The sequence below is a fragment of the Burkholderia sp. BCC0322 genome (assembly GCF_902833045.1).
GTDB lineage: Bacteria > Pseudomonadota > Gammaproteobacteria > Burkholderiales > Burkholderiaceae > Burkholderia.
Genome location: NZ_CADFDU010000001.1, coordinates 637,927 through 660,082, shown reverse-complemented (window position 1 = coordinate 660,082; position 22,156 = coordinate 637,927). Strand labels below are relative to the sequence as shown.

Sequence of the window (22,156 nt, the reverse complement as noted above, 5' to 3'; positions counted from 1 at the left end):
CTTGCATCGAGACCCGTCGATGTAAACGTTGCGACTTCAAAATCTTCACGCGGGCGTTCTCCTCTACCATCGGCCGATCGCTTTACCTGAGAAAAAAGGAGACGGCCCATGCCCCGCGAACTCAATCAGCCGATGGGCGGCAACGACATGCCGCGCTTTGGCGGCATCGCCACGATGATGCGGCTGCCGCAAGCCGCGACGACCGACGGCCTCGACGTGTGCTTCGTCGGCGTTCCGCTCGACCTCGGCACCTCGAACCGCTCGGGCTCGCGCTTCGGCCCGCGCCAGATCCGCACCGAATCCGTGCTGCTGCGCCCGTACAACATGGCCACGCGCGCGGCGCCGTTCGATTCGCTGCAGGTGGCCGACATCGGCGACGTCGCGACCAACCCGTACGACCTGAAGGATTCGGTGCGCCGCATCGAAGAGGCGTACGACGCGATCGTCGCGAACGGCTGCCGGCCGATCACGCTCGGCGGCGACCACACGATCGCGTGGCCGATCCTGCGCGCGCTGCATAAGAAGTACGGCCAGGTCGCCGTCGTGCACGTCGACGCGCATGCGGACGTGAACGACACGATGTTCGGCGAGAAGATCGCGCACGGCACGCCGTTCCGCCGCGCGGTGGAAGACGGTCTGCTGCAATGCGACAAGGTCACGCAGATCGGCCTGCGCGGCACCGGCTACCACGCGGACGATTTCGACTGGTGCCGCGAGCAGGGCTTCACCGTCGTGCAGGCGGAAGAATGCTGGAACAGGTCGCTCGCGCCGCTGATGGCGCAGGTGCGCGAGCGCGTCGGCGACACGCAGGTCTATCTGAGCTTCGACATCGACGGCCTCGATCCGTCGTTCGCGCCCGGCACCGGCACGCCCGAAATCGGCGGGCTCACCGTGCAGCAGGGCCTGGAGATCGTGCGCGGGATGCGGGGCCTGAACATCGTCGGCGCGGACCTCGTCGAAGTCGCGCCGCCGTACGATCCGACCGGCACCACCGCGCTCACGGGCGCGAACCTCGCGTTCGAGATGCTCTGCGTGATGCCGGGCGTCGCCTACCGCTAACCCGACCGACAGGATGACCCTCATGTCCACCGCCGAGCTTTCCCGTTCCACCGCCACGTTCGTGCTGCCCGCGGCGCACATCGCCGGCCGGCCCGTGCACACGCAGGGCGACGCGCCCGGCGCGCCGATCTTCAACGCATCGACCGGCGCGGCAATCGGCTGGCAGGCATTCGCGACGGCCGCGCACGTCGACGCCGCGGTATGTGCCGCGCGCGATGCGTTCGCCGGCTGGCGCGATACGCCGCCGGCCGAACGCGGCCGCATGCTCGCCGCGATCGCCGAGCGCGTCGAGGCGTCGCGCGATCGCCTGGCGGCGCTGCAGATGCAGGTAAGCGGCAAGCCGCCGTTCGAGGCCGAGGCCGATGTCGGCGACGTCGCCGCGACGTTCGCGTACTACGCGAAGCTGTGCGAGGACCCGGCGCTGTTCGCGCCCGAACCGGTCGCGCTGCCGAGCGACGCCGTCACGGCCGAGCGCTTCTATGATTCCGTCGGCGTCGCGGCGCTCGTCATGCCGTGGAACTTCCCGATGGTCACGACCGCGTGGAAGCTCGCCCCCGCACTCGCGGCCGGCTGCGCGGTCGTGCTGAAGCCGTCCGAACTCACGTCGCCGGCCGAGCATGCGCTGCTCGACCTCATCGCCGAAGCCGGTGTGCCGGCCGGCGTCGTCAACGTCGTCAACGGCGGCGCCGAGGTCGGCGCGGCGCTGACCGCGCATCCGCTGATCGACAAGATCTCGTTTACCGGAAGCACGGCGGCCGGCCGCAAGGTGATGCAGGCCGCGGCCGTCGACATGAAGCGCGTGACGCTCGAACTCGGCGGCAAGTCGTCGCTGATCGTGCGCGACGACGCCGACCTCGACGTCGCGGTGTCGCTCGCGGTTGCGGGCGCATTCACGAACGCGGGCCAGATGTGCTCGGCCACCGCGCGCATCCTCGTGCACGACAGCGTGTACCGCGGCTTCATGGCCGCGTTCGAGACCGCCGTGCGCACGCTCGTCGTCGCGCCGCCCGCCGCGGAACACGTCGCGATGGGGCCGCTGATCTCGGCCGCGCATCGGATGCGCGTCGAAGCGATGCTCCAGCAAGGCATCGATGCGGGCGCACGTGTCGCATTCAGCGGCCGCGTGGCGGACGCCGGCGGCGACGGCTTTTTCATGGCGCCCGTCGTGATCGCCGAGCCGGCCGCCGACAACCCGCTGTGGACCGACGAAGTGTTCGGACCCGTCGCGTGCGTGAAATCGTTCCGCACCGACGACGAGGCAATCGCGCTCGCGAACGACACGCGCTACGGGCTCGTCGCGACCGTCGTGACGCGCGATGCGCGGATCGCGAAGCAATTCCAGCAGCGCGTGCGCGTGGGGCTCGTGTGGATCAACGCGCCCCAGCTCATCTACCCGCACGTGTGCTGGGGCGGGTTCGGGCTCAGCGGGATCGGCCGCGAACTCGGCGTTGCCGGGCTGCGCAGCTATCAGGAACTGCGCCACGCCATGCGCGCGATCGACTGACCGGCGGCCTTTCAGGCGGTTGGCGGCACCGTGTCTCGCACACGGGGCCGTTTTTCTTGGGTGCTTCGTGGAATTTCCGGGAGCGAACCGGGCAATCGGCGCCCGTCGATCATGCAGTTGCTCGGCGCACGCACCATTTTCAATGCGACAGCGCCGCCGCATGGTCGTGCTCGCGCAGCGGGTCCGGAATCGCGCATTCCGCGAGCCCGCCCTCGTCGATCCACGCGCGCGTGCGTTCCGCGGCCTTGTCGATCAGTTGCGCGCACTGCGAGTAATCGTATGACGACACCTCGAGCGGACACAGCGGCGGCACGACATGGATTTGCGCGCGCGCCGCATACAGTTCCAGATCGCGCACCAGTTGCCGCGCGATCACGAGCGTCAGCGCGTGCGTCGCATGCGCGATCGCGCTGCGCGGCGGGACGCGCAACGCGCAGGCGAACCCGGCCGGCAGCACGACGATCCGCTTGACGCCGAGCGCGATCGCAACCGAGATCGGCGTATTGTTCGCGACGCCGCCGTCGACGAGTTCCAGGCCGCCGATGCTGACCGACGGAAACACGCCGGGAATCGCCGCGCTGGCCTGCACGGCATCCACGACCGAGCCGGCGGACAGCACGACTTCGCGGCCGCTCAGCACGTCGGTCGCGACGATGTGGAGCGGCAACGCGGCCTGCTCGATCCGCCGGTACGGCAGGTTCCGTTCCAGCAGCAGGCGCAGCGCGTCGGCCTCGACCAGATGCGGCCGGTTGCGCAGCAGCATCGCGATGATGCTGCGCATCGAGAACGGCATCACGTCCTGGCGGCGGATTCTGCACCACAGCGCGGCGAGCATCGCGACGCCGTCCGCATCGGGCCGGCCGGCGAAATAGGCGGCATTGATCGCGCCCGCCGACGCGCCGACGACGCAATCGGGCCGTTCGCCGCTCGCGACCAGTTCGCGGAGCATGCCGACCTCGATGGCGCCAAGACTGCCGCCGCCGGCGAACACGAAGGCGGTCGAGGGAGTGGAATCGGACGTCACGGCGCGCCCTCCTGCGGTTGGCTGCGACAGCGCTGTCTCCATGATGGATCGTGCGGCGCTCCGGATGTCCTGATGAAAACCCTGCCAGCACGCGGGCCCACCGGTTGTCCGGCGCGGCGTGCCGCGCGTTGCGCTGCCCGGAATCCGGCGATGCGCGATCGTTCAGGAGGGCTACGTCATTCCCGCCCTGTTTCCGGTTCGCATCCATGCGGACATTCACGCGCCGGCCGCGCATTCTTGACTTCGATCAAGAAAACCGCGCGCATCGGCACGCGCAAACGTGTGCAACGCATGCATCACGCGTGATACGCGGAATCACGGGTTCAGTTGTCCGGACGATCGCCGTTATTGCATCAACACCCGCCGTTCGACGTCGTGTCGCAGCGAATCGGCGCCATCGCGGGCGTGGAGCGAGCGCCCAGGCGCCCCGCTCGCTTTCGAACAACGGATGCAGAGGCGCACGTCGCGGACGAGGTAATCATGTTTGTAGCCATCGGGTGGATCGTCGTCATCGGGTCGGTGATCGGCAGTTTTGTCGGCGTGGGCGGTCATTTGCCGGCGTTGCTGCAGCCCTTCGAATTGCTGTGCATTCTCGGCGCCGCGCTGGGTGCGTTCGTCGTCAGCAATCCGGTCACGACGCTGAAGAAGACGATCACGAGCCTGCCGACCTGTTTCAAGGGCGGCGGCTATACGAAGCAGCAATACGTGGAACTGATCGCGCTGCTGTACGAACTGCTGCAGAAGGCGCGCCGCGACGGCATGATGGCGCTCGAGGCCGACGTCGATGCGCCCGAGCAGAGCCCGCTGTTCCAGAAGTATTCGCATGTGCTCGCGGATCACCATCTGCTCGACTTCATCGTCGACTACTTGCGGATGATGTCGGGCGGCAACGTGAACGTGCTGGAGATGCAGGACCTGATGGACGAGGAACTGCATACGCACCATGCGGAGGCTTCGGTCGCGGCCAATGCGATCCAGAAGATGGCGGACGGCTTGCCGGCGTTCGGCATCGTCGCCGCGGTGATGGGGGTCGTGCACACGATGGGCTCGGTCGGCGCGCCGCCCGCCGTGCTCGGCAAGATGATCGCCGGCGCGCTCGTCGGCACGTTCCTCGGCATCCTGCTCGCGTATGGCTTCGTCGGTCCGCTCGCCGATCTGCTCAATGCGAAGGGCCGCGCCGCGGCCAAGCCGTTCCAGTGCGTGAAGGCCGTGCTGCTTGCGTCGATGAGCGGCTACGCGCCGCCGGTGGCGGTGGAATTCGGCCGCAAGGTGCTGTTCACGGCCGATCGTCCGAGCTTCAAGGAGCTCGACGAGGCCGTCCGCGCGACGAAGTCGCCCAAGACCGCGTAACGGAGGCGTCATGGCCGACAGTCGCTCCAACCCGTCGAAACCGTCCGTCGCGGCATCGCTCGTCGTCGTGCGCCGCAAGAAAAGCGAGGACCACGACGCCCACCACGGCGGCGCATGGAAAATCGCCTACGCCGATTTCGTCACGGCGATGATGGCGTTCTTCCTGCTGATGTGGCTGCTCGGCTCGGTCTCCAAGTACGACAAGCAGGGAATCGAGGACTACTTCAACACGCCGCTGTCGACGCTCCTGTCCAGCGGGCAGGACGCCCAGGCGCCGCGTCCGAGCATGGTGCAAGGGGGCGGCCGCGACATGTCCGACCCGACGCCGGCGATCGACACGAAAGCGCAACCGGCGCCGGCCAGCTCGCCCGCCGCACTCGCCGGCACCGTCGACACGCAAAAGCTCGAACGCCTGAAGGCGAAGCTGACGGCGGCGATTGCACAAAGCCCGTCGCTGCGCGCGTATCAGGACCAGATCCGGATCGCGATCACCAACGAGGGCTTGCGCATCGAGATCGTCGATTCGCTCAAGCGCCCGATGTTCGCGTCGGGCAGCTCGCAACCCGAAAGCTATGCCACCGCGATCCTCGCCCAGATCGGGACGGCGCTCGACGATGTCGAGAACCGCGTGTCGATTGCGGGGCACACCGACTCGACGCCGTACCCCGACGGTTCCAAGGGCTATTCGAACTGGGAGCTCTCCAGCGATCGCGCGAACGCCGCGCGGCGTGCGCTGGTCGCGGGCGGGTTGCGGGAAGACAAGCTGCTCCAGGTGCGCGGGCTCGCGGATGTCCTGCCGCTCGACAGGAATGTGGCGGACGAGCCGACCAATCGCCGCATCAGCATCCTCGTGATGAACAATGCCGCCGAGCAGGCATTCTTTCACGACGGCGGCCGGACGACCGTGGGCGAGACGGCGGGTACCCAAGCCGGCGTGCTGCCGGCGCCGGTGACGCGGCAGCATTAGGCGCGTTAGGCGCGTTCGCGGCCTTGGGCCGGGTGTGTCCGCCACGCGCGGATCCGCCTGCCCGGCAGCGAGTCCCTCCGCTTCATGGCCACGGTCGGAACGGCCGCGAGCAACGTCGACTGGCCAGTTGGCCGCGATGCGCGACGCGGTCGCCGCGCAGGAGCGCGTCGACGTGCCGTTCGTCGGGCGGCGCGTCGAGTATGTGATGGCGCGTCACGCGTCGGCATCGCTCCCCGTTTCGCTCGCGGCCTCGCCCCCGGCCCCTGCCGCAACGCCGCTCACCGACCAATCAACCGCTCCCTGCTGACCTCACCACGCCGCGTCGCCCGGTGATTTCCCCGGAATTTCGTTCGTTATATTCCGTGGTATATTTCGCGAATCTTTCGCGCATCCGTCTCCGGCCCGACCACGCCGGACAGAGGTCAACATGCACGCTCCGCCCTTTCGCCTTGCCCGCACGGCGGATCTCTCGCCGCCCGGCGGTAACCTGCCCGCGGCAACCGGCGTGCGGGTCGACCCGTGCTGCGCGCCGTCGCGCGCGCAACTGACCGAGCTGAAGCGCCGCACGCGCCTGTCCGAGCTCGATGCGAACCTGCACTGCTCGATCATCGGCACCTGCCTGACCACGCACGAACTGCGCAGGCTCGTGCCGAAGTTCACCGACCTCGACCGCCAGCACGCGACCGACCTCGAGATCCATCACGCGGCCGTCGCGCTCGCGATCGACGGCACGGCGGGCGCCAAGGCGTTGCACAAGGCGCTCGACGCGCGCTACGCCGGCGCGATCCACGCGTTCGACAGCGCGCGGGACGCGGATGAACTCCTCGTGCGCTGGAAGGATGCGCTGCAGAGCGGCGACATTGCGCCCGCGTACTGGGCGCTGATGACGCATCCGCGCACGACGATGGCCGTACGCCAGGCCGCGTTCGGCGACCTGCACATGCTGTCGCACCTGGTCGGCGCGGCCAATCGCGCCGATATCCGGCGGCTGGTCGCGCTGGAGGAAGAGAATGCGGCGCTGCACGCGAAGATCGAACGGCAGCAGGCGCGCCTGCACGAAATGAGCGCGCAGCGCGACGCGGCGCGACAGGAGCGGGATGCCCTCGTTGCGCGCCAGAACGCGCAGCAGCAGCCGGCTGAAAGCGTATTGCGCGACGACGTGCGCGCGCTGCGCGACGCACTGGCCGAGCGCGACGAACGGCTCGCGCTGCATACGAGCCGCCGCGAGGCTGCCGAGCAGCGGATCGCCGCGGAACAGGCGAGCGCCCGCGCGATGCGCGCGCGGCTCGACGACCTGATGGCGATGGTGAAAACGCTGCGTGCCGAAGCGAACGCGATCGAACAGGCGGTGCAGGCGTCGGCGGACGATCCCGCCGAACGCGCGGCCAATCCGCTGTCGATTCTGCAAGGCATGCGTCTCGTGTACGTCGGCGGGCGGCCGGGCTCGAACCGCGCGATCAAGCGGATCGTCGAAACGGCGGGCGGCGAGGTGACGCTGCACGACGGCGGCATCGAGGATCGCAAGGGCCTGCTGGCGGCGGCGCTGCCGGGTGCGCACATGGTCGTGTTCCCGGTCGACTGTATCGACCACGATTCGGCGAACCAGCTCAAGCGCATCTGCGAACGCCACCACATCGCGTACCACCCGCTGCGAACGGCGAGCGTCGCCAGTTTCGTCGAGCTGATCGGGCGGCTCGCTGCGCAGGCGCGCGACGTCACGTCGCCGGAGGCTGCCAGGGATGGCATGGGCGGCACGCCGCGCTTCTGCCTGCGGCATGGCTAGGGCGTGGTTCGCTTCGCCGCATGCATTGCGCGCGGCCCTTCAAGGCGCCAATGAAAGCCCGTCTTCAGCGTGAACGGGCCACAGGCAAGCGCACGCTTCAGCGCCTGACCATTTTCGTGAGCGCGGCGATGTCGGCGGCGCAAGCCGCGTAAGCACGCGCCTCGATCCCGCGATAGAGCCGGATGATCTCCTCGCCGACCGGCGTGAGCACGCTGCCGCCGCCGCTCTGCCCGCCGTGTTCGGACACCGTCGCCGGCGATTTCAGCGAGCGGTTCAACTCGTCCATCAGCAACCACGCACGCCGGTACGACATCTTCAGGCTGCGTGCCGCCGCCGAAATCGAACCGTGCTCGCGCACGGCTTCGAGCAGCGCGACCTTGCCCGGCCCGAGCGCGATCGTGTCGGCTTGCTGGATACGCATCCTGAACCGCACCTCAGGCTTGGGGTGTGCCGCTGTCTTCATGTTGTCCCGCCCTTTGAACGATGCGGGCAAGCATACACGATGGCCGGTACGGCGCGCGCCGGATCAGACCTCGAGCACGCGCGCGACGATGCCGGCCAGCCGCTTCACGTGGCGCGGCGCGGGCAGGAGGTCGGCGCCCGAGAACAGCAGCGGCGCGCCGTCGTCGATCGACAGCGGCGTGCCGCCGCATGCGAACGCGACGATCGCGTGTTCGCCAACGGGCGTGTTGAACAGTTCATGCCAGGGAAACGTGACCGCGTAGCCGTCGTGCGCATGCGCGCCGCATGGGCGGCATGACGGCGGCCGATCGTGCCCCGCACCGCCCGGCACTACGCCAGCACGATGTTCTTGATGACCTTCTTGAGGCTCTTGAAGCTGTCGACCGATTCCGCCTTCGAGTCCGTCACCAGCGCGCCGATCCGCGCCGGCTCGCAGAAGCTGATCCGGCTGTTCGTGCCGAGCTTGCTGAAATCCGCCAGGATCGCGACGTCCGCCGCGTTGCTGACCATCGCGCGCGCCACTTCGGTTTCCATCCGGTCATAGTTGGTCGCGCCACGGACGGCATCGACGCCCACCGGCGACAGCAGCGCGAGGTCGGCGCGGTAGCGGAAGATCTCGGCAACCGTGCCGTCGCCGACGGTCGCGGCCGCGCGGCTGCCGATCATCCCGCCGAGCAGGATCGTTTCGTTGTTCGCCTGCCCCGGGTCGCTCGAGCGCATCTTCAGTGCGACGTCGATCGAGTTCGTGATGATCGTGAGGCCCGACAGCTTCGCCAGTTCCTCGGCCAGCAGCGTCGTGGTCGTGCCTGCGTCGATGAACAGCGTCTGCGAGCCCGCGACCAGCCGGGCCGCCGCGCGGGCGATCGCCAGCTTCGCTTTCACGTGCGTCTGCGCGCGTTCGGCGATCGGCGCTTCGTCGCCTACCTGCACCGCACCGCCGTGTACGCGCTTCAGTTCACCGAGCGCCTCGAGATCGACGAGATCGCGCCGCACGGTTTCCCGCGACACGTTCAGTTCGGCCATGATCCGGTCGGTGGAAACGCGCTGCATCTTCGATAACAGAAGCCGGATCCTCTGGTATCGCTCTTCTTGCCACATGGAATGTCCTCGGAATGAACGTCAATGTTATTCGAACGGCGAACTAGGCTGCGCTCTCCTCCATCTTTTTGATGCCCACGAGGGTCTGCAGGGATTGACGGACTGCCTGGAACTCGCGGCTCGTCATCTTTGAAAACACCACGTGGATGCGGTCGTCGTCCGGCGCGGCATCGTCCTGTTCGATGATGAACTGGACGATGCGCGCCTGGTCGATGCCGGGCATCGCCTGCAGCGACGTCAGCTTCACCGCGCCGCGGCTCGCGAGGATACGGACGCCCCAACGCTGCCGCGCGGCGAAGAAACGCTTCTCGATCGGCTTCAGGCCGGCCAGGATCGCGAGCACGATCGCCGTCGCGGCGATCGCGGCCACGTACATGCCGCCCCCCACGGCGAGCCCGACCGCCGCCACGACCCACAGGCTCGCCGCGGTCGTCAGGCCGCGGATGATCTCGCCGCGCAGCATGATCGAACCGGCGCCGAGGAAGCCGATGCCCGACACCACCTGCGCGGCGACCCGCGACGGGTCCAGCGACACGTTCCTCGCGTTCTGGATATCCGCGAAACCGAACGCCGACACGACCATCACGAGCGCGGCGCCCACGGCCACCAGCATGTGCGTGCGCAATCCGGCCGCCCATGACAGGCGCTCGCGCTCGATGCCGACGATGCTGCCGAGCAATGCCGCCAGCAACAGGCGGGATACGATTTCCAGCTGACTGATCATGCGAGATCTCCTTGCTTTGCCCGGTCTACCTGATGAAGCGCGGCCCGCCTGGGCCGTCGCCCGATGCTTCCTGCCCTCGCCCGCCCGTCGCCACGGCGGCCACCGGCAAGTTGTATTTTTGTGCGATGTTGCGATTTTGTGCTTTCTAATATACGGTACGAAAAACGACAAAGCCAGACCCAGGTTCGCTTGTTTCATCCGATCGGCACGATCAACCGTCAGACCATTCAGGTAACACGATCCGGAACCCTTGCTTAGGAAACCAACATGATGAAGAACGCATGGATGCTGGCTGCAACACTGCTGGCGGCGCTGGCGGCGCTGGCGGCGGCCCCCGCTCACGCGTCGGAGGGCGACGTCTGCAAAAAGGTCACGCTCGGCGATGTCGGCTGGAGCGACATCGCGGCCACCACCGGCGTCGCGATGATGCTGCTCGACGGGCTCGGCTACGAGGCGACCAAGACGATCGCGTCGCCGCCGATCGTGCTGGCCGGCGTGAAGAAGGCGCAAATCGACGCGTTCCTCGGCTACTGGGATCCGAGCATGACACCGACGGTGAAGCCGTTCGTCGATGCCGGCGCCGTCCACCAGTTGCCGCAGCCCAACCTGGTCGGCGCGCGCTACACGCTGGCCGTGCCGCAATACGCGTCGGACAAGGGCCTCAAGCGCTTTGCGGATATCGCGAAGTTCCGCGACCAGCTCGACGGCAAGATCTACGGGATCGGCGCCGGCAACAACGGCAACGCGCTGATCCAGCGGATGATCGACAGGAACGAGTTCGGGCTCGGCGGCTTCAAGCTGGTCGAGTCGAGCGAGGCCGGGATGCTCGTGCAGGTCGCGCGCGCGGTGCAGGAGCACCGGATGATCGTGTTCCTCGCGTGGGAGCCGCATCCGATGAACATCAACTACAAGATCGCCTATCTCGACGGCGGCGACGCCGTGTTCGGCCCGAACTACGGCTCGGCGAAGGTCTATACGCTCGTCACGCCCGGCTATCTCGAACGCTGCCCGAACGTCGGCCGGCTGCTGACCAACCTGACCTTCACGACCGACGAAGAGAACCAGCTGATGGTGCCGATCATGAATCACGCCGATCCGGTCGCCGTCGCGAAGGAGTGGGCGAAGAAGAACCCCGGCGTGCTGTCGAAGTGGCTCGACGGCGTCACGACCATCGACGGCAGGAACGCGAAGGACGCGATCGAGAAGCTCATCGGCGCATGAACACGCCAGGCAAGGAACCCCCATGTACAAGAACCTCGCGCTGTTCGACCTCGACCACACGCTGCTGCCGCTCGACAGCGACCAGGCCTGGAGCCGCTTCATCACGCGGGTCGGCTGGCGGGAGGACGACGCGCATGTGGCGCTGATCGACGCGCACTACGGTCACTATGCGGCCGGCACGCTCGACATGGACGCGTATCTCGCCGTGACGCTCGCGCCGCTCACCCGCTATCCGCGCAAGGTGCTCGAACGCTGGCATGCGCGCTTCATGGACGAAGTGATCCGCCCGGCGATCACGCCGCAGGCGCGCGAGCTGGTCGACCGCCATCGCGAGAACGGCGATCTCTGCTGCATCGTGACGGCGACCAACGTCTTCGTCACGCGGCCGATCGCGGCGGAATTCGGTATAGAACACCTGCTCGGCATCGAGCTCGATACCGACGACGGCACGCCGGACGGCGCGTTTACCGGGCGCAGTACCGGCGTGCCGAGCTTCCGCGAAGGGAAGATCGTGCGCACGACCGCGTGGCTGGCGTCACTCGGCTACGCGCCGACCGATTTCGAACGCACGTACTTCTACAGCGATTCGATCAACGACGTGCCGCTGCTGGATTACGTCACGCATCCGGTCGCAACCAATCCCGACTCGAGGCTGTTGCAAGTGGCAGGCACGCGCGGGTGGCCTGTCATGAAGTTGTTCTGATTCGGGCGATATTCTCTGCTGTCCTTTTTTCATGTCTGGAGGGGTAATGAAATACGGAGCACGCAGCAACAGTCACGATCATTCAGGAATCCGACTCGAATCGGATCGAAAGCCTGTCGTCAAGCCGAGCCGGCCGGAAAGCCGCTTTCCGCACTGGCGCGGCGTTTTCACGATCGCACTCCTGTGCACGCTGGCCGCTTGCGGCGATGGCGACCCGGGCACGCCAGCCAGCGTCGCGGCCGCGCGCGCGGCCGCACCGGGCTCGGCGTCCACGCCTGTCCTGCACTGCGCGAGCGCGTGCCACTGACCGACGCCGGCCCCCACGCCAGCCATCCACGACAGAGAGCGATCATGCAAAACAAACCCACGACACGACGTCAATTCCTCGCCGATGCGTTGAAGCTCGCCGGCGCCACCGCGATCACGGGCATGCTGCCCGAAAGCATCGCGCGCGCGCAGGCCATTCCGGCAGCCACCGTGACCGGCACGATCCAGGACGTGAAGCACGTCGTGATCCTGATGCAGGAAAACCGCTCGTTCGACCACTACCTCGGCACGCTGGGCGGCGTACGCGGCTTCGGCGATCCGCGGCCGGTCGTGATTTCGAGCGGGTATCCGGTGTGGCGCCAGCCCTGGCTGACGTCCTACGTGTTCCCGTTCAACCCGTCCCCGCCCTCCGGAACGGCGAACGGCGACACCTACTACGGCGACCTCGACCACAGCTGGAGCGGCACGCACAGTGCCTGGAACAACGGCTGCTACGACAACTGGGCCGACGCGAAGACCAGCGGCACGATGTACTACTTCACGCAGAACGACATTCCGTTCTACTACGCGCTGGCGAGCGCGTTCACGGTGTGCGACGCCTACCACTGCTCGATGCTCGGCCCGACGGACCCGAACCGCCTGTATCTGTGGACCGGCTGCTGCGGCAACGTCGCCGGCTATGCGCCGTACACGACCAACACGATGACGGGCACCGGCTGGACCACGATGCCGGAGCGCCTGAACACGGCCGGCGTCACGTGGAAGTTCTACCAGGACAAGGGCAACGGCCTGGACGCCGGCCATGGCTACGGCGAATACAACGGCTCCAAAGGCGATCTCTGGTGGAACGGCAACTACGGCGACAACGTCATCCTGAACTTCAAGCAATACCAGAACCTCGGTGCCAGCGATCCGCTCGCGCCGGCGCTCAACGGCACGCAGATCGATCCGTCAGGCGGCGGCAAGGAATATGACACGAACCTCTTCAGCCAACTGCGGGCCGACGTCGCCAACGGCACGCTGCCGCAGGTGTCGTGGATCGCCGCGCCGTACGCATACTGCGAACATCCGTCGTGGGCCGCGAGCGGCGGCGAATGGTACGTGAGCAACGTCCTCAATGCGCTGACGTCGAATCCGGCGGTGTGGGCCAGCACGGTGCTGCTCGTCATGTACGACGAGAACGACGGCCTGTTCGATCACATGCCGCCGGCCGTCCCGGCCAGCGCCGCTGCCGGCACCGGTCAGTCGACGGTCTCGACGGCCGCCGAATTCGTCGCCGGCAGCGGCGCGGCATCGGACGGCTCGGCAAGCGGCGACGTGCCGATCGGGCTCGGCCCGCGCGTGCCGATGTTCGTCATTTCGCCGTGGTCGAAGGGCGGCAAGGTCAATTCGCAGGTCTTCGATCACACATCGGTGATCCGTTTCCTGGAAGCGCGCTTCGGGCTGCAGGAAACCAACATCACGCCGTGGCGACGCACGGTGTGCGGCGACCTGACGTCGGCCTTCGATTTCTCGAACGCGGACCAGACGGTTCCCGCCATCCAGCCGCCGGTCAGCAACATGAACCCGAACGGTTCGACCGTGCTGATCCCCTATCCGACCACCACCGCGGTGCCGGCGCAGGCCGCCGGCCGCAGCACCGCCTGCCGCCTGCCCTACGAGTTCTTCGTGCAAGGCAAGGTCAACCGTGCCGGCAACGCGCTGGCGCTGACGATGACCAACACCGGCACCGCCGGCGTCCATCTCCAGGCGTGGGTCGACGGTACGAGCACGATCCCCCGGCACTACACGATCGCGGCCGGCGCGGGCCAGTGCGCGAACCTGTCGGATTCGCTCGCACTGAATAGCGGCGGCAGCTACGACTATTCGATCTACGGGCCGAACGGCTTCCTGCAGACGTTCCGCGGCAGCATCGGCTCGTCCGGCAACACGGGATCGACCGCCGAAATCAGCCTGTGCTACGACGTGGCGAACGGCAACGTGCAGATCACGCTCGACAACTCGGCCGGGGCGGGCGCGACGACGTTCCAGCTCACCGACAACGCCTATGGCATGAACACGCGGCAGTCGGTCACCGTCGCCGCCGGCGCGACGCAAACCGTGACGTGGTATGGCGACGGCGGCTGGTACGACGCAAGCATCCGCGACGCGAACGACCCGAACTTCCTGCGCCGGGTGGCGGGCTGCGTGCAGACGCAATCCGGCGCGCTGCTCACGGATTCGGCGATCGGCAATACCAGCAAGAAGTTCGTCGCGTCGCTCGCGTCGCAGGGCTCGACGTTCGGCACGCTGCGATTCGACTACGTCACGCCGCCCTGGAGCCACAGCCCGAAGAACTGGGTGGGCATCTTTGCGCGTGGCGCGCAGCCGACCCGGGGCAGCTACAAATCGTGGGCGTACTTGCCGAAGAGCACCGGCTCGCTGCTGTTCTCGTCCACGGCCAATCGCTCGCTGGCGTCGGGGCAGTACGACGCGTGGTACCTGTTCGACGACGGCTACACGCCGCTCGCGGGCCCCGTCACGATCACCATCTGACGGAATGGCCGGACCGTGCCGGCCGCCCGCACGGGGCCGGCACGCATTCGGGCGCGACGCACCACGTTGCGCCCGAATGCTTTTCCAGCCGCGCTTCGCCGGATGCCACAGCAAAACGGGCGCCCCGATGGAGCGCCCGTTCGCGTGTGCGGTCGATCAGAACTTGAGACGCAGGCCGATCCGCGTGACGAGCAGCGTGTTCGTGCCCGCGTGTGGATACACGTCGTTGCCGGCGGCCGTCTGGCTGCCCATCGAATAATTCGCGCCGATGTAGTCGGTCGAGAACGAGTACCGGCGGCCGTCACCGCACCGATGCGAGCACTGGGCCAACGCCGAAATCCAGCATAATCAGGCGGTCGAACGAGCGCCTCGGACGGCGCGCGCCCCGCACACGTTTGCGTCGCCGTCCGGTTCATCGCTTGACCGCGCGCCACCGCCACGAACGTAGCCATTCCGTGCCGGTCGCGCGCGCGGCGAATTGTGCCGGTGCAAACAATCGAAGCAAGAACGCGCGCGATGCGGCGCACATCATGACGCCGGCATTCGCATCACGGACACCACCACGCCCTCCCGCGGAAAACAGGACACCGACACATGGACCGAACCGAGCACATCAGCATCGAACAGACGAGCGGGCTGCCCGCCGACGAACTGGACCGATGCGACTTCTCGTTCGACATCGCCTGGGAATTGAACGCACCGTACCAGGACTTGCTCGATCTCCGCGCACTGCCGGCGCGGCGCAAGCACTACGGCTTCGATCCGGCCGGCTGGGCGGACGAGGCGTCCGGCAAGACGGCGCTCTTTCGCGCGACAGCCGGCGGCCGGCTCGCCGGGTTCGTGGCAATCGGCCAGTGCTGGAACGGGATGGCCGAGATCGCGGAGCTGGCCGTCGACCGCCACTGCCGGCGGCAAGGCATCGCACAGTTGCTGCTGGCGGCCGCCGAATCCTGGGCGCGCGGCCACGCGTTCGGCTTCATGCGGCTGGAAACGCAGTCGAACAATGTCGCCGCGTGCAGCACCTATGCGCGCTCGGGCTTCGTGCTGGGCGGACACGATCGCCTGCTGTATGCGGACGATGAAAACGACGGTGAAGTGGCGCTGTTCTGGTACAAGGACCTGCGCGACGGGCAGACCGCACGGATCCGCACGATCGACCCGGAATCGATGCGGCCGGCACGCTGACGCGCTGCCGCCCGCACGTCATTGCCGCGTTACGTCCGCGTCGCGACGATGAACAGGCGCGGGAACGGCAGCAGCACGGTGCCGTCGGCGAGTGCCGGATAGCCGTCCGGCCCCGCGATCGCGTCGCGATACCGCGAGAGAAACGCCGTGCGCTCGCCATCGTCGAGCGCCGCGAGGAATGGCCGCAGCGCACTGCCCTTGAACCACTCCACGACCGCGTCGGCACCGCCGCGCAGCGGGTGGTAGTAAGTCGTGCGCCATACGTCCACGCGCGAGCACAGCGGTGACAGCAGCGCGTGGTAGTGGCGCACGTCGAACCGCTCGGTGCGCGCCGCGCCCTTCAGCTTGTCCGCCCACGGCCCGGCCGCGGCGACCTCGCGCATCAGCCGGTGCGCGGGTTCGTCGAGGTTGTCCGGCATCTGTACCGCAAGATGACCGCCCGGCGCGAGCCGGCCGACGAGTGCCGGAAACAGCGTGTCGTGCGCGGGCACCCATTGCAGTACCGCATTCGCGAGAATCAGGTCATAGCCGCCCGGATCGTCCCAGGTGGAAATGTCCACGACATCGAAACGCAGGCCCGGCAGGCGCTTGCGCGCGGCGTCGATCATGTCCGTCGATGCATCGATCCCGTGAACCGTTGCGTCCGGCGCACGCGCCATCAGCGCCTCCGTCGAATTGCCGGGCCCGCAGCCGATGTCGATCGCGGTATGGATCGGCGTGTTCGGCACGGCGGCCAGCAGATCGCGGATCGGCCGCGTGCGTTCGTCCTCGAATTGCACGTACTGGGCGGCGTATCGATCGAGTGGGGTAGTCATGTCGTTCCTCCTGGTCGGCGTAATCGGCCTCGCCTTCTCTGTGCGCGGGATGCCGGCGGCCGTCGATGCACCGCATTCTGCGATCGTCACGAAGTTCAGTAAAATGAATTTAATATCGTGATTGATTCAAATTTCTGATGAAAATCGATACGCTCGGTGTCCAGGCCTTCGTCGCGATCGCCGACGGCGGCAGCTTCCGGCAGGCAGCCGAAACGCTGCATGTGACGCAGACCGCCATCACGCAGCGGTTGCGCAAGCTCGAAACCTTTCTCGGCGTCGCGCTCGTCGAGCGCACCACGCGCCGCACCACCCTCACCGAAATCGGCCGGCGCTTCCTGCCGCAAGCGCGCCGGCTGCTGAACGAGCTGTCCGACGCGCTCACCGAAATTCGCGAAACCGGCCTGAGCCAGCGCGGCGACGTCACCATCGCGTGCGTGCCGACGGTCGGCGTGCAGTACCTGCCCCGCATCCTGCGCGCCTTCTCCGCGCACCGGCCGCACGATCGCGTGAAGATCCTCGATCACGCGTCGGCGTCGGTGCTGCAGGCCGTGCTGCATCGCGAGGCCGAGTTCGGCATCGGCATCGCCGGCGACCAGCATCCCGAACTGGTCAACGTGCCGCTGACGAGCGATCCGTACGTGCTGGTGTGCCGCGACGATCATCCGCTCGCCAGGCGGCGGCGCATTCGCTGGGCCGCACTGCAGCCGCATCCGCTGATCTTCGCCGGCGAAGTGAGCGGCAATCGCGGGCTGCTCGACGGCGCGCTGAAGACGAGCGGCGTGTCGCTGCATTCGTTCTACGAAGTACAGCGCAGCTCGACGGCGCTCGGGCTCGTTGCCGAAGGGCTCGGGGCAGCCGTGGTACCGAAGCTCGCGATCCAGAAGAACGCGTATCCGATGATCCGCACGATCGAGCTCGTCGAGCCGGCGGTGTCGCGCACGCTCGTGCTCGTCACGCGCAAGAGCGCGCAACTGTCGCCGGCCGCCCGTGCGTTGTACGACATGATCGTCGAGCAGGCGACACCCTGACGACACTGTCAGGGGTGCGTCACGAAGCAGCGCCTTCGGGGTAGTATCGCCACACGCGGTCGCGACGACCGGTGCCTACCCGGCGCCGAGCACGTCACGCCACCGCTGCAACGGCCGTTCCTCACTACCCCTGCACGGAGCACTGCATGGCCTATCGCAACTATCACAAGCGCAAGATTGCAGACCGGGAACTTCATCCCGAAACCCAGATGATGTCGTACGGCTACGATCCGTTCCTGTCGGAAGGATCGGTGAAGCCCCCCGTGTTCCTCACGTCGACGTTCGCGTTCCGCACGGCCGAGGACGGCGCCGAATTCTTCGACGTCGTGGCCGGGCGCAAGCCTTCGCCCGAAGGCGAAGGCGCGGGCCTCGTCTACAGCCGTTTCAATCACCCGAACCTGGAGATCGTCGAGGATCGCCTCGCGCTGCTCGACGATTCCGAAGCCGCCGTCGTGACGTCGAGCGGCATGTCGGCCATCGCCGCGATCCTGCTGACGTTCCTGCGGCCGGGCGACTGCGTCGTCCAGTCCGTGCCGCTTTACGGTGGCACCGAGACGTTGATCTCGAAGTTCCTGCCCGAGTGGGGCATTCGCTCCGAAGTGATTGCCGACGGGCTGTCCACCCGCGCAATCCGCGCCGCGCTCGAAGCGGCCGCGCAAAAGGGCAAGGTGCGGATGTGCTACATCGAGACGCCCGCCAACCCGACCAATGCGCTGTTCGACCTCGAAGGGCTGCGCAGCGAGATCGACGCATTCGAAGCGCGCCACGGCTATCGCCCGCTGTCGGTCTGCGACAACACGCTGCTCGGGCCGCTGTACCAGAAGCCGTCGCGGCAAGGCATCGACCTGAGCGTGTACTCGCTGACGAAATACATCGGCGGGCATAGCGACCTCGTCGCCGGCGGCGTCACGGGCACCCGCGAGCTGATCACGAAGATCCGCTCGATCCGCAGTACGCTCGGCTCGCAGCTCGACCCGCATTCGTCGTGGATGATCACCCGCTCGATGGAAACGCTCGTGCTGCGCATGCAGCAGGCCGCCCGCAGCGGCAGCGCCGTCGCTCGCTGGCTCGCCGACAATCCGCATCGGCCGGTGCGCGTGCTGCATCCCGAGCTCATCGACGATCCGGCCTACCAGGCCGTCTATCGGCGCCAGTGCACCGGGCCCGGTTCCACGTTCGCGTTCCTCCTCGACGGCGGCCGCGAGCAGGCATTCCGGTTCATCAATCACCTGACGCTCTTCAAGTCGGCGGTCAGTCTCGGCGGCACGGAATCGCTGATCTGCCATCCGGCGTCCACGACGCATTCGGGCGTACCGGCCGATGCGCGTGCGGCGGCGGGCGTGTCGGAAGGGTTGATTCGCGTGTCGGTCGGGCTCGAACATCCGGACGACCTGATCGCCGACCTGTCGTACGCGCTCGAGCATTGCTGACCCGTGCGGCATGCGCCCCGTGCCGGTTCGCACGGGGCGGCGCCGGGATGACGGCGTTCGAGCCGCGCAATCGTGCTGACCCAAGGATTCGCACCATGAACACCACGCGGCATCGATACCTGATCGGCAATCTGCAACACGCGCCGAACGTGACCATGACGATCACGCAGACGATCGACAAGCCGGACGAGAAATCCTACCGGTACTGCACCGGGCGCGTGACCGTCGAGCTCGAATACCCGGAAACGTCATGCGGATCGACCACTCAGGTCAAGAAATTCCCGTTCGACGGAAAATGGTTGACGCTGGATGAGCGGTCGTTCGAGATGCACGTCGGCGACTTCATCCTGCCGCCGGAATTGTGCCGTCAGGGCATCGGCACGCTGTGCTGGTCGGAGATCCGTCGAACGCTTCCCCTTCCGTCAAGCTGCCCGTTCTTTCTCAGTGGCGGCCTCAGCAACAAGGATGCGACGATCACCGGCAAGATCCTCGGAAAGCTCACTACCATCGACAACATCGCACGCCGCGACGCCTTCTGGCGCCGCATGCTGGATCCGGCCTCAGTGACGTTCATATCCGACGAGAACGGCGACGGGTCTTTCAGAGGCCGGTTCGTCGATCCGGCCGCTCACCCCGGCTACGCGCCGAAAGCGATCGCCACGAGAATCTGACCGCGCGACGCCAACCGGCCGAACCGGCTCACAGCACCTTAACCATGAACACGCGCGACGTGCCTTCCGGCTCGCACGGCACCTCGCCGAACGCTTCGTAACCCTGTTTCCGGTAGAAATCCGGCGCCTGGAACGAGATCGTGTAGAGCACCGCACGCGCGCAGCCGCGTCGTTTCGCTTCCGCTTCGGCCTCGCGCAGCAGCCGGCTGCCGAAGCCGCCGCCGCGCAGCGATTCGGGCAGGTAGAAGAGATCGATGAAGAAAAGGCCGAGCGACGTGCGCCCCGTGAGGCCGCCCAGGATCTCGCCGGTCGCGGGATCGGTCACGTACACGTCGAGCGTGGCCGCGTCGGCGCGCCCCGTCATCGCGTGATTGAATTCGCCGAGCTTGCGGCTGATGAAGTCGTGTGCGCCCGGCTGCCCGGTGTCGGTGAGCCGGATGGAAACGTCGGGTTGCGTTGTCATGGAGCGGGTTCGGTCGAAGAGCGAGACGGCCGGGCATGCAACACCCGGGGCGGAAATCGCTCGACTATAGCGCGTCGGCGGCCTTGCCGTGGCGGCGCGCCCGTCGCCTTCGCCGCGCATCGCGCGGCCGCCCAGCCGCGTTCATGCCCGTGCCGCACGCCCGTCCTCACGCCACCGCGAACGCCGCCTTCATGTCCGCCACGCGGCGCCGTTCGCGCGCGATCATCATCCGGTTCACGACGATCACGCCGATCGTCACCGCCGTGATGAACAGCGTCGCCAGTGCGTTCATTTCCGGATTCAGCCCCAGCCGCACACGCGAGAACACCACCAGCGGCAGCGTCGTCGAGCCCGGCCCCGACAGGAACGCCGACAGCACCAGGTCGTCGATCGACAGCGTGAACGACAGCAGCCAGCCCGACAGCAGCGCCTGCGAGATCAGCGGCAGCGTCACCACGAAGAACACCTTCAGCGGCGTCGCCCCCAGATCCAGCGCCGCCTCCTCCAGCGACTTGTTCATCTCCTTCACGCGCGACTGCACGATGATCGCCACGTACGACACGCACAGCATCACGTGACCGATCCAGATCGTCACCATCCCGCGCCCCTTCGGCCAGCCGAACATCTGCTCCAGCGCAACGAACAGCAACAGCAGCGAGATGCCCTGGATCACCTCCGGAATCACCAGCGGCGCGTTGATCATCCCCGTGTACAGCGTGAAACCCTTGAAGCGGCCGAAGCGCGCGAGCACGAAGCCGGCCCACGTGCCGATCACGACCGACGCGGTCGCGGTCAGCAGGCCGATCTTCAGCGACAGCCACGCCGCGTTCAGCAGCTCGTCGTCGTCCAGCAGCGCCGCGTACCACTTCAGCGAGAACCCCGACCACACCGTCACCAGCTTCGACTCGTTGAACGAGTACACGACCAGGCTGATGATCGGGATGTACAGGAACAGGAAGCCGAAGGCGAGTACGCCCGTTGACAGCGGTTTGCTCGGCTTGATCATTTCGCGTCCTCCAGTTCCTTGACCTGGTAGTACTGGAACAGCGCCATCGGCACCAGCAGCAGCATCACCATCGCGACCGTCACCGCGGACGCCATCGGCCAGTCCATGTTGTTGAAGAATTCATCCCACATCACGCGGCCGATCATCAGCGTGTCGGCGCCGCCGAGCAGCTCCGGAATCACGTACTCGCCCACCGCCGGGATGAACACCAGCAGGCTGCCGGCGATGATCCCGTTCTTCGACAGCGGCAGCGTGATGCGCGTGAACGCGACCCACGGCTTGGCGCCGAGGTCGTACGCGGCTTCGAGCAGCGTGAGGTCCATCTTCACGAGGTGCGCGTACAGCGGCATCACCATGAACGGCAGGTACGAATAAACCATCCCGATGTAGACGCCCGCGTCGCTGTGATACAGCCGCAGCGGCGTGTGGATGATGCCGAGCGCGATCAGCGTGTGGTTCAGCAGGCCGTCATCCTTCAGGATGCCGATCCATGCGTACACGCGGATCAGGAACGACGTCCAGAACGGCAGCATCACGGCCATCATCAGCACGTTGCGGCGGTTCGGTTCCGAGCGGGCGATGTAGTACGCCATCGGATAGCCGATCAGCAGGCACAGCACCGTCGACACGGCGGCCATCTTCAGCGAGCTGAGGTAGGTCGCGATGTACAGGTCGTCCTGCAGCAGGAACGCGTAGTGCGACAGCTGCAGCGCGAAGTGCACGACGCCGTCCTTGATCTCGACGAGCGACGTGTACGGCGGAATGCCCATCACCTGGTCGGCGAAGCTGATCTTCAGCACCAGCACGAACGGCAGCGCGAAGAAGATCGCGAGCCACAGGAACGGCACGCCGATCGCGACG

At 67.0% G+C, this 22,156-nt stretch carries 22 protein-coding genes and 1 pseudogene; 13 read left to right on the top strand and 10 right to left on the bottom strand.

The window, feature by feature from the left end:
• Nucleotides 1-108 precede the first annotated feature (108 nt).
• On the top strand, nt 109-1,059 hold the full coding sequence (speB, locus tag HWX39_RS03090; protein WP_175965503.1) for an agmatinase: 951 nt from the start codon (nt 109-111) through the stop codon (nt 1,057-1,059).
• A 22-nt stretch (nt 1,060-1,081) separates the two neighbouring features.
• Nucleotides 1,082-2,563 (top strand): aldehyde dehydrogenase family protein, encoded by a 1,482-nt coding sequence (locus HWX39_RS03085; protein ID WP_175965502.1) that lies wholly within the window; start codon nt 1,082-1,084, stop codon nt 2,561-2,563.
• A gap of 139 nt (nt 2,564-2,702) precedes the next feature.
• On the opposite strand, the gene HWX39_RS03080 is transcribed toward HWX39_RS03085, so the two are convergent.
• Complete coding sequence (locus tag HWX39_RS03080) at nt 2,703-3,629, bottom strand: patatin-like phospholipase family protein (protein ID WP_244134886.1); 927 nt, start codon at nt 3,627-3,629, stop codon at nt 2,703-2,705.
• A gap of 438 nt (nt 3,630-4,067) precedes the next feature.
• Between HWX39_RS03080 and motA the strand changes: the two genes are divergently transcribed.
• From motA to HWX39_RS03065, 3 genes are all read left to right on the top strand, one after another.
• On the top strand, nt 4,068-4,937 hold the full coding sequence (gene motA / locus HWX39_RS03075) for a flagellar motor stator protein MotA (protein ID WP_175965500.1): 870 nt from the start codon (nt 4,068-4,070) through the stop codon (nt 4,935-4,937).
• A gap of 10 nt (nt 4,938-4,947) precedes the next feature.
• Nucleotides 4,948-5,904, top strand: a complete 957-nt coding sequence (gene motB, locus HWX39_RS03070) for a flagellar motor protein MotB (RefSeq protein WP_175965499.1) — start codon at nt 4,948-4,950, stop codon at nt 5,902-5,904.
• Between the two features lie 427 nt (nt 5,905-6,331).
• Entirely contained in the window at nt 6,332-7,687 is a 1,356-nt protein-coding gene (locus tag HWX39_RS03065; RefSeq protein ID WP_175965498.1) for a DUF2325 domain-containing protein, read from the top strand.
• 97 nt (nt 7,688-7,784) lie between these two features.
• Here the strand turns inward: HWX39_RS03065 and HWX39_RS03060 are convergent, their stop codons facing one another.
• The 4 genes and pseudogenes from HWX39_RS03060 to HWX39_RS03045 form a co-directional block, all read right to left on the bottom strand.
• Nucleotides 7,785-8,108: a LysR family transcriptional regulator gene (locus tag HWX39_RS03060; RefSeq protein WP_175957278.1), complete on the bottom strand. Its 324-nt coding sequence runs from the start codon at nt 8,106-8,108 to the stop codon at nt 7,785-7,787.
• A gap of 105 nt (nt 8,109-8,213) precedes the next feature.
• Nucleotides 8,214-8,429: pseudogene (locus HWX39_RS03055) on the bottom strand (molybdopterin-binding protein); the annotation flags it as partial.
• Between the two features lie 50 nt (nt 8,430-8,479).
• Nucleotides 8,480-9,247 (bottom strand): DeoR/GlpR family DNA-binding transcription regulator, encoded by a 768-nt coding sequence (locus HWX39_RS03050; RefSeq protein WP_175965497.1) that lies wholly within the window; start codon nt 9,245-9,247, stop codon nt 8,480-8,482.
• A 43-nt stretch (nt 9,248-9,290) separates the two neighbouring features.
• Nucleotides 9,291-9,971 (bottom strand): MgtC/SapB family protein, encoded by a 681-nt coding sequence (locus HWX39_RS03045; protein WP_175965496.1) that lies wholly within the window; start codon nt 9,969-9,971, stop codon nt 9,291-9,293.
• 270 nt (nt 9,972-10,241) lie between these two features.
• Between HWX39_RS03045 and HWX39_RS03040 the strand changes: the two genes are divergently transcribed.
• The 4 genes from HWX39_RS03040 to HWX39_RS03025 are packed head-to-tail and all read left to right on the top strand — an operon-like array spanning nt 10,242 to nt 14,697.
• Nucleotides 10,242-11,192: a choline ABC transporter substrate-binding protein gene (locus HWX39_RS03040; protein ID WP_175966066.1), complete on the top strand. Its 951-nt coding sequence runs from the start codon at nt 10,242-10,244 to the stop codon at nt 11,190-11,192.
• Nucleotides 11,193-11,214: 22 nt separating this feature from the next.
• Nucleotides 11,215-11,895 (top strand): HAD family hydrolase, encoded by a 681-nt coding sequence (locus HWX39_RS03035; protein ID WP_175965495.1) that lies wholly within the window; start codon nt 11,215-11,217, stop codon nt 11,893-11,895.
• A gap of 46 nt (nt 11,896-11,941) precedes the next feature.
• On the top strand, nt 11,942-12,202 hold the full coding sequence (locus tag HWX39_RS03030; RefSeq protein WP_244134884.1) for a hypothetical protein: 261 nt from the start codon (nt 11,942-11,944) through the stop codon (nt 12,200-12,202).
• A 44-nt stretch (nt 12,203-12,246) separates the two neighbouring features.
• A complete protein-coding gene (locus HWX39_RS03025; protein WP_175965493.1) occupies nt 12,247-14,697 on the top strand; it encodes a phospholipase C, phosphocholine-specific in 2,451 nt (816 codons plus the stop codon).
• Nucleotides 14,698-14,853: 156 nt separating this feature from the next.
• On the opposite strand, the gene HWX39_RS03020 is transcribed toward HWX39_RS03025, so the two are convergent.
• A complete protein-coding gene (locus HWX39_RS03020; RefSeq protein WP_175965492.1) occupies nt 14,854-15,027 on the bottom strand; it encodes a hypothetical protein in 174 nt (57 codons plus the stop codon).
• Nucleotides 15,028-15,291: 264 nt separating this feature from the next.
• Between HWX39_RS03020 and HWX39_RS03015 the strand changes: the two genes are divergently transcribed.
• The gene (locus tag HWX39_RS03015; RefSeq protein ID WP_175965491.1) at nt 15,292-15,882 is read left to right on the top strand and encodes a GNAT family N-acetyltransferase; all 591 of its coding nucleotides are present in this window, start codon (nt 15,292-15,294) and stop codon (nt 15,880-15,882) included.
• A gap of 29 nt (nt 15,883-15,911) precedes the next feature.
• On the opposite strand, the gene tam is transcribed toward HWX39_RS03015, so the two are convergent.
• Entirely contained in the window at nt 15,912-16,697 is a 786-nt protein-coding gene (tam, locus tag HWX39_RS03010) for a trans-aconitate 2-methyltransferase (RefSeq protein ID WP_175965490.1), read from the bottom strand.
• Nucleotides 16,698-16,834: 137 nt separating this feature from the next.
• Between tam and HWX39_RS03005 the strand changes: the two genes are divergently transcribed.
• From HWX39_RS03005 to HWX39_RS02995, 3 genes are all read left to right on the top strand, one after another.
• Entirely contained in the window at nt 16,835-17,725 is an 891-nt protein-coding gene (locus tag HWX39_RS03005) for a LysR family transcriptional regulator (protein ID WP_175965489.1), read from the top strand.
• Nucleotides 17,726-17,871: 146 nt separating this feature from the next.
• On the top strand, nt 17,872-19,155 hold the full coding sequence (locus HWX39_RS03000; RefSeq protein WP_175965488.1) for a cystathionine gamma-synthase family protein: 1,284 nt from the start codon (nt 17,872-17,874) through the stop codon (nt 19,153-19,155).
• 95 nt (nt 19,156-19,250) lie between these two features.
• Nucleotides 19,251-19,826, top strand: a complete 576-nt coding sequence (locus HWX39_RS02995) for a hypothetical protein (protein WP_175965487.1) — start codon at nt 19,251-19,253, stop codon at nt 19,824-19,826.
• Nucleotides 19,827-19,854: 28 nt separating this feature from the next.
• Here the strand turns inward: HWX39_RS02995 and HWX39_RS02990 are convergent, their stop codons facing one another.
• The 3 genes from HWX39_RS02990 to HWX39_RS02980 form a co-directional block, all read right to left on the bottom strand.
• Entirely contained in the window at nt 19,855-20,289 is a 435-nt protein-coding gene (locus HWX39_RS02990; protein WP_175965486.1) for a GNAT family N-acetyltransferase, read from the bottom strand.
• 166 nt (nt 20,290-20,455) lie between these two features.
• On the bottom strand, nt 20,456-21,295 hold the full coding sequence (locus tag HWX39_RS02985) for an ABC transporter permease subunit (RefSeq protein ID WP_175965485.1): 840 nt from the start codon (nt 21,293-21,295) through the stop codon (nt 20,456-20,458).
• Nucleotides 21,292-22,156 (bottom strand): ABC transporter permease subunit (locus tag HWX39_RS02980; RefSeq protein ID WP_175965484.1); only part of this gene is annotated, 865 nt, incomplete at its 5' end. The genes HWX39_RS02980 and HWX39_RS02985, both read right to left, overlap by 4 nt.

Bases quoted from the DNA above. Each gene is read 5' to 3' on its own strand.
- speB (WP_175965503.1), top strand. From the start codon at position 109: ATGCCCCGCGAACTCAATCAGCCGATGGGCGGCAACGACATGCCGCGC.
- HWX39_RS03085 (WP_175965502.1), top strand. From the start codon at position 1,082: ATGTCCACCGCCGAGCTTTCCCGTTCCACCGCCACGTTCGTGCTGCCC.
- HWX39_RS03080 (WP_244134886.1), bottom strand. From the start codon at position 3,629: ATGGAGACAGCGCTGTCGCAGCCAACCGCAGGAGGGCGCGCCGTGACG.
- motA (WP_175965500.1), top strand. From the start codon at position 4,068: ATGTTTGTAGCCATCGGGTGGATCGTCGTCATCGGGTCGGTGATCGGC.
- motB (WP_175965499.1), top strand. From the start codon at position 4,948: ATGGCCGACAGTCGCTCCAACCCGTCGAAACCGTCCGTCGCGGCATCG.
- HWX39_RS03065 (WP_175965498.1), top strand. From the start codon at position 6,332: ATGCACGCTCCGCCCTTTCGCCTTGCCCGCACGGCGGATCTCTCGCCG.
- HWX39_RS03060 (WP_175957278.1), bottom strand. From the start codon at position 8,108: ATGCGTATCCAGCAAGCCGACACGATCGCGCTCGGGCCGGGCAAGGTC.
- HWX39_RS03050 (WP_175965497.1), bottom strand. From the start codon at position 9,247: ATGTGGCAAGAAGAGCGATACCAGAGGATCCGGCTTCTGTTATCGAAG.
- HWX39_RS03045 (WP_175965496.1), bottom strand. From the start codon at position 9,971: ATGATCAGTCAGCTGGAAATCGTATCCCGCCTGTTGCTGGCGGCATTG.
- HWX39_RS03040 (WP_175966066.1), top strand. From the start codon at position 10,242: ATGAAGAACGCATGGATGCTGGCTGCAACACTGCTGGCGGCGCTGGCG.
- HWX39_RS03035 (WP_175965495.1), top strand. From the start codon at position 11,215: ATGTACAAGAACCTCGCGCTGTTCGACCTCGACCACACGCTGCTGCCG.
- HWX39_RS03030 (WP_244134884.1), top strand. From the start codon at position 11,942: ATGAAATACGGAGCACGCAGCAACAGTCACGATCATTCAGGAATCCGA.
- HWX39_RS03025 (WP_175965493.1), top strand. From the start codon at position 12,247: ATGCAAAACAAACCCACGACACGACGTCAATTCCTCGCCGATGCGTTG.
- HWX39_RS03015 (WP_175965491.1), top strand. From the start codon at position 15,292: ATGGACCGAACCGAGCACATCAGCATCGAACAGACGAGCGGGCTGCCC.
- tam (WP_175965490.1), bottom strand. From the start codon at position 16,697: ATGACTACCCCACTCGATCGATACGCCGCCCAGTACGTGCAATTCGAG.
- HWX39_RS03005 (WP_175965489.1), top strand. From the start codon at position 16,835: ATGAAAATCGATACGCTCGGTGTCCAGGCCTTCGTCGCGATCGCCGAC.
- HWX39_RS03000 (WP_175965488.1), top strand. From the start codon at position 17,872: ATGGCCTATCGCAACTATCACAAGCGCAAGATTGCAGACCGGGAACTT.
- HWX39_RS02995 (WP_175965487.1), top strand. From the start codon at position 19,251: ATGAACACCACGCGGCATCGATACCTGATCGGCAATCTGCAACACGCG.
- HWX39_RS02990 (WP_175965486.1), bottom strand. From the start codon at position 20,289: ATGACAACGCAACCCGACGTTTCCATCCGGCTCACCGACACCGGGCAG.
- HWX39_RS02985 (WP_175965485.1), bottom strand. From the start codon at position 21,295: ATGATCAAGCCGAGCAAACCGCTGTCAACGGGCGTACTCGCCTTCGGC.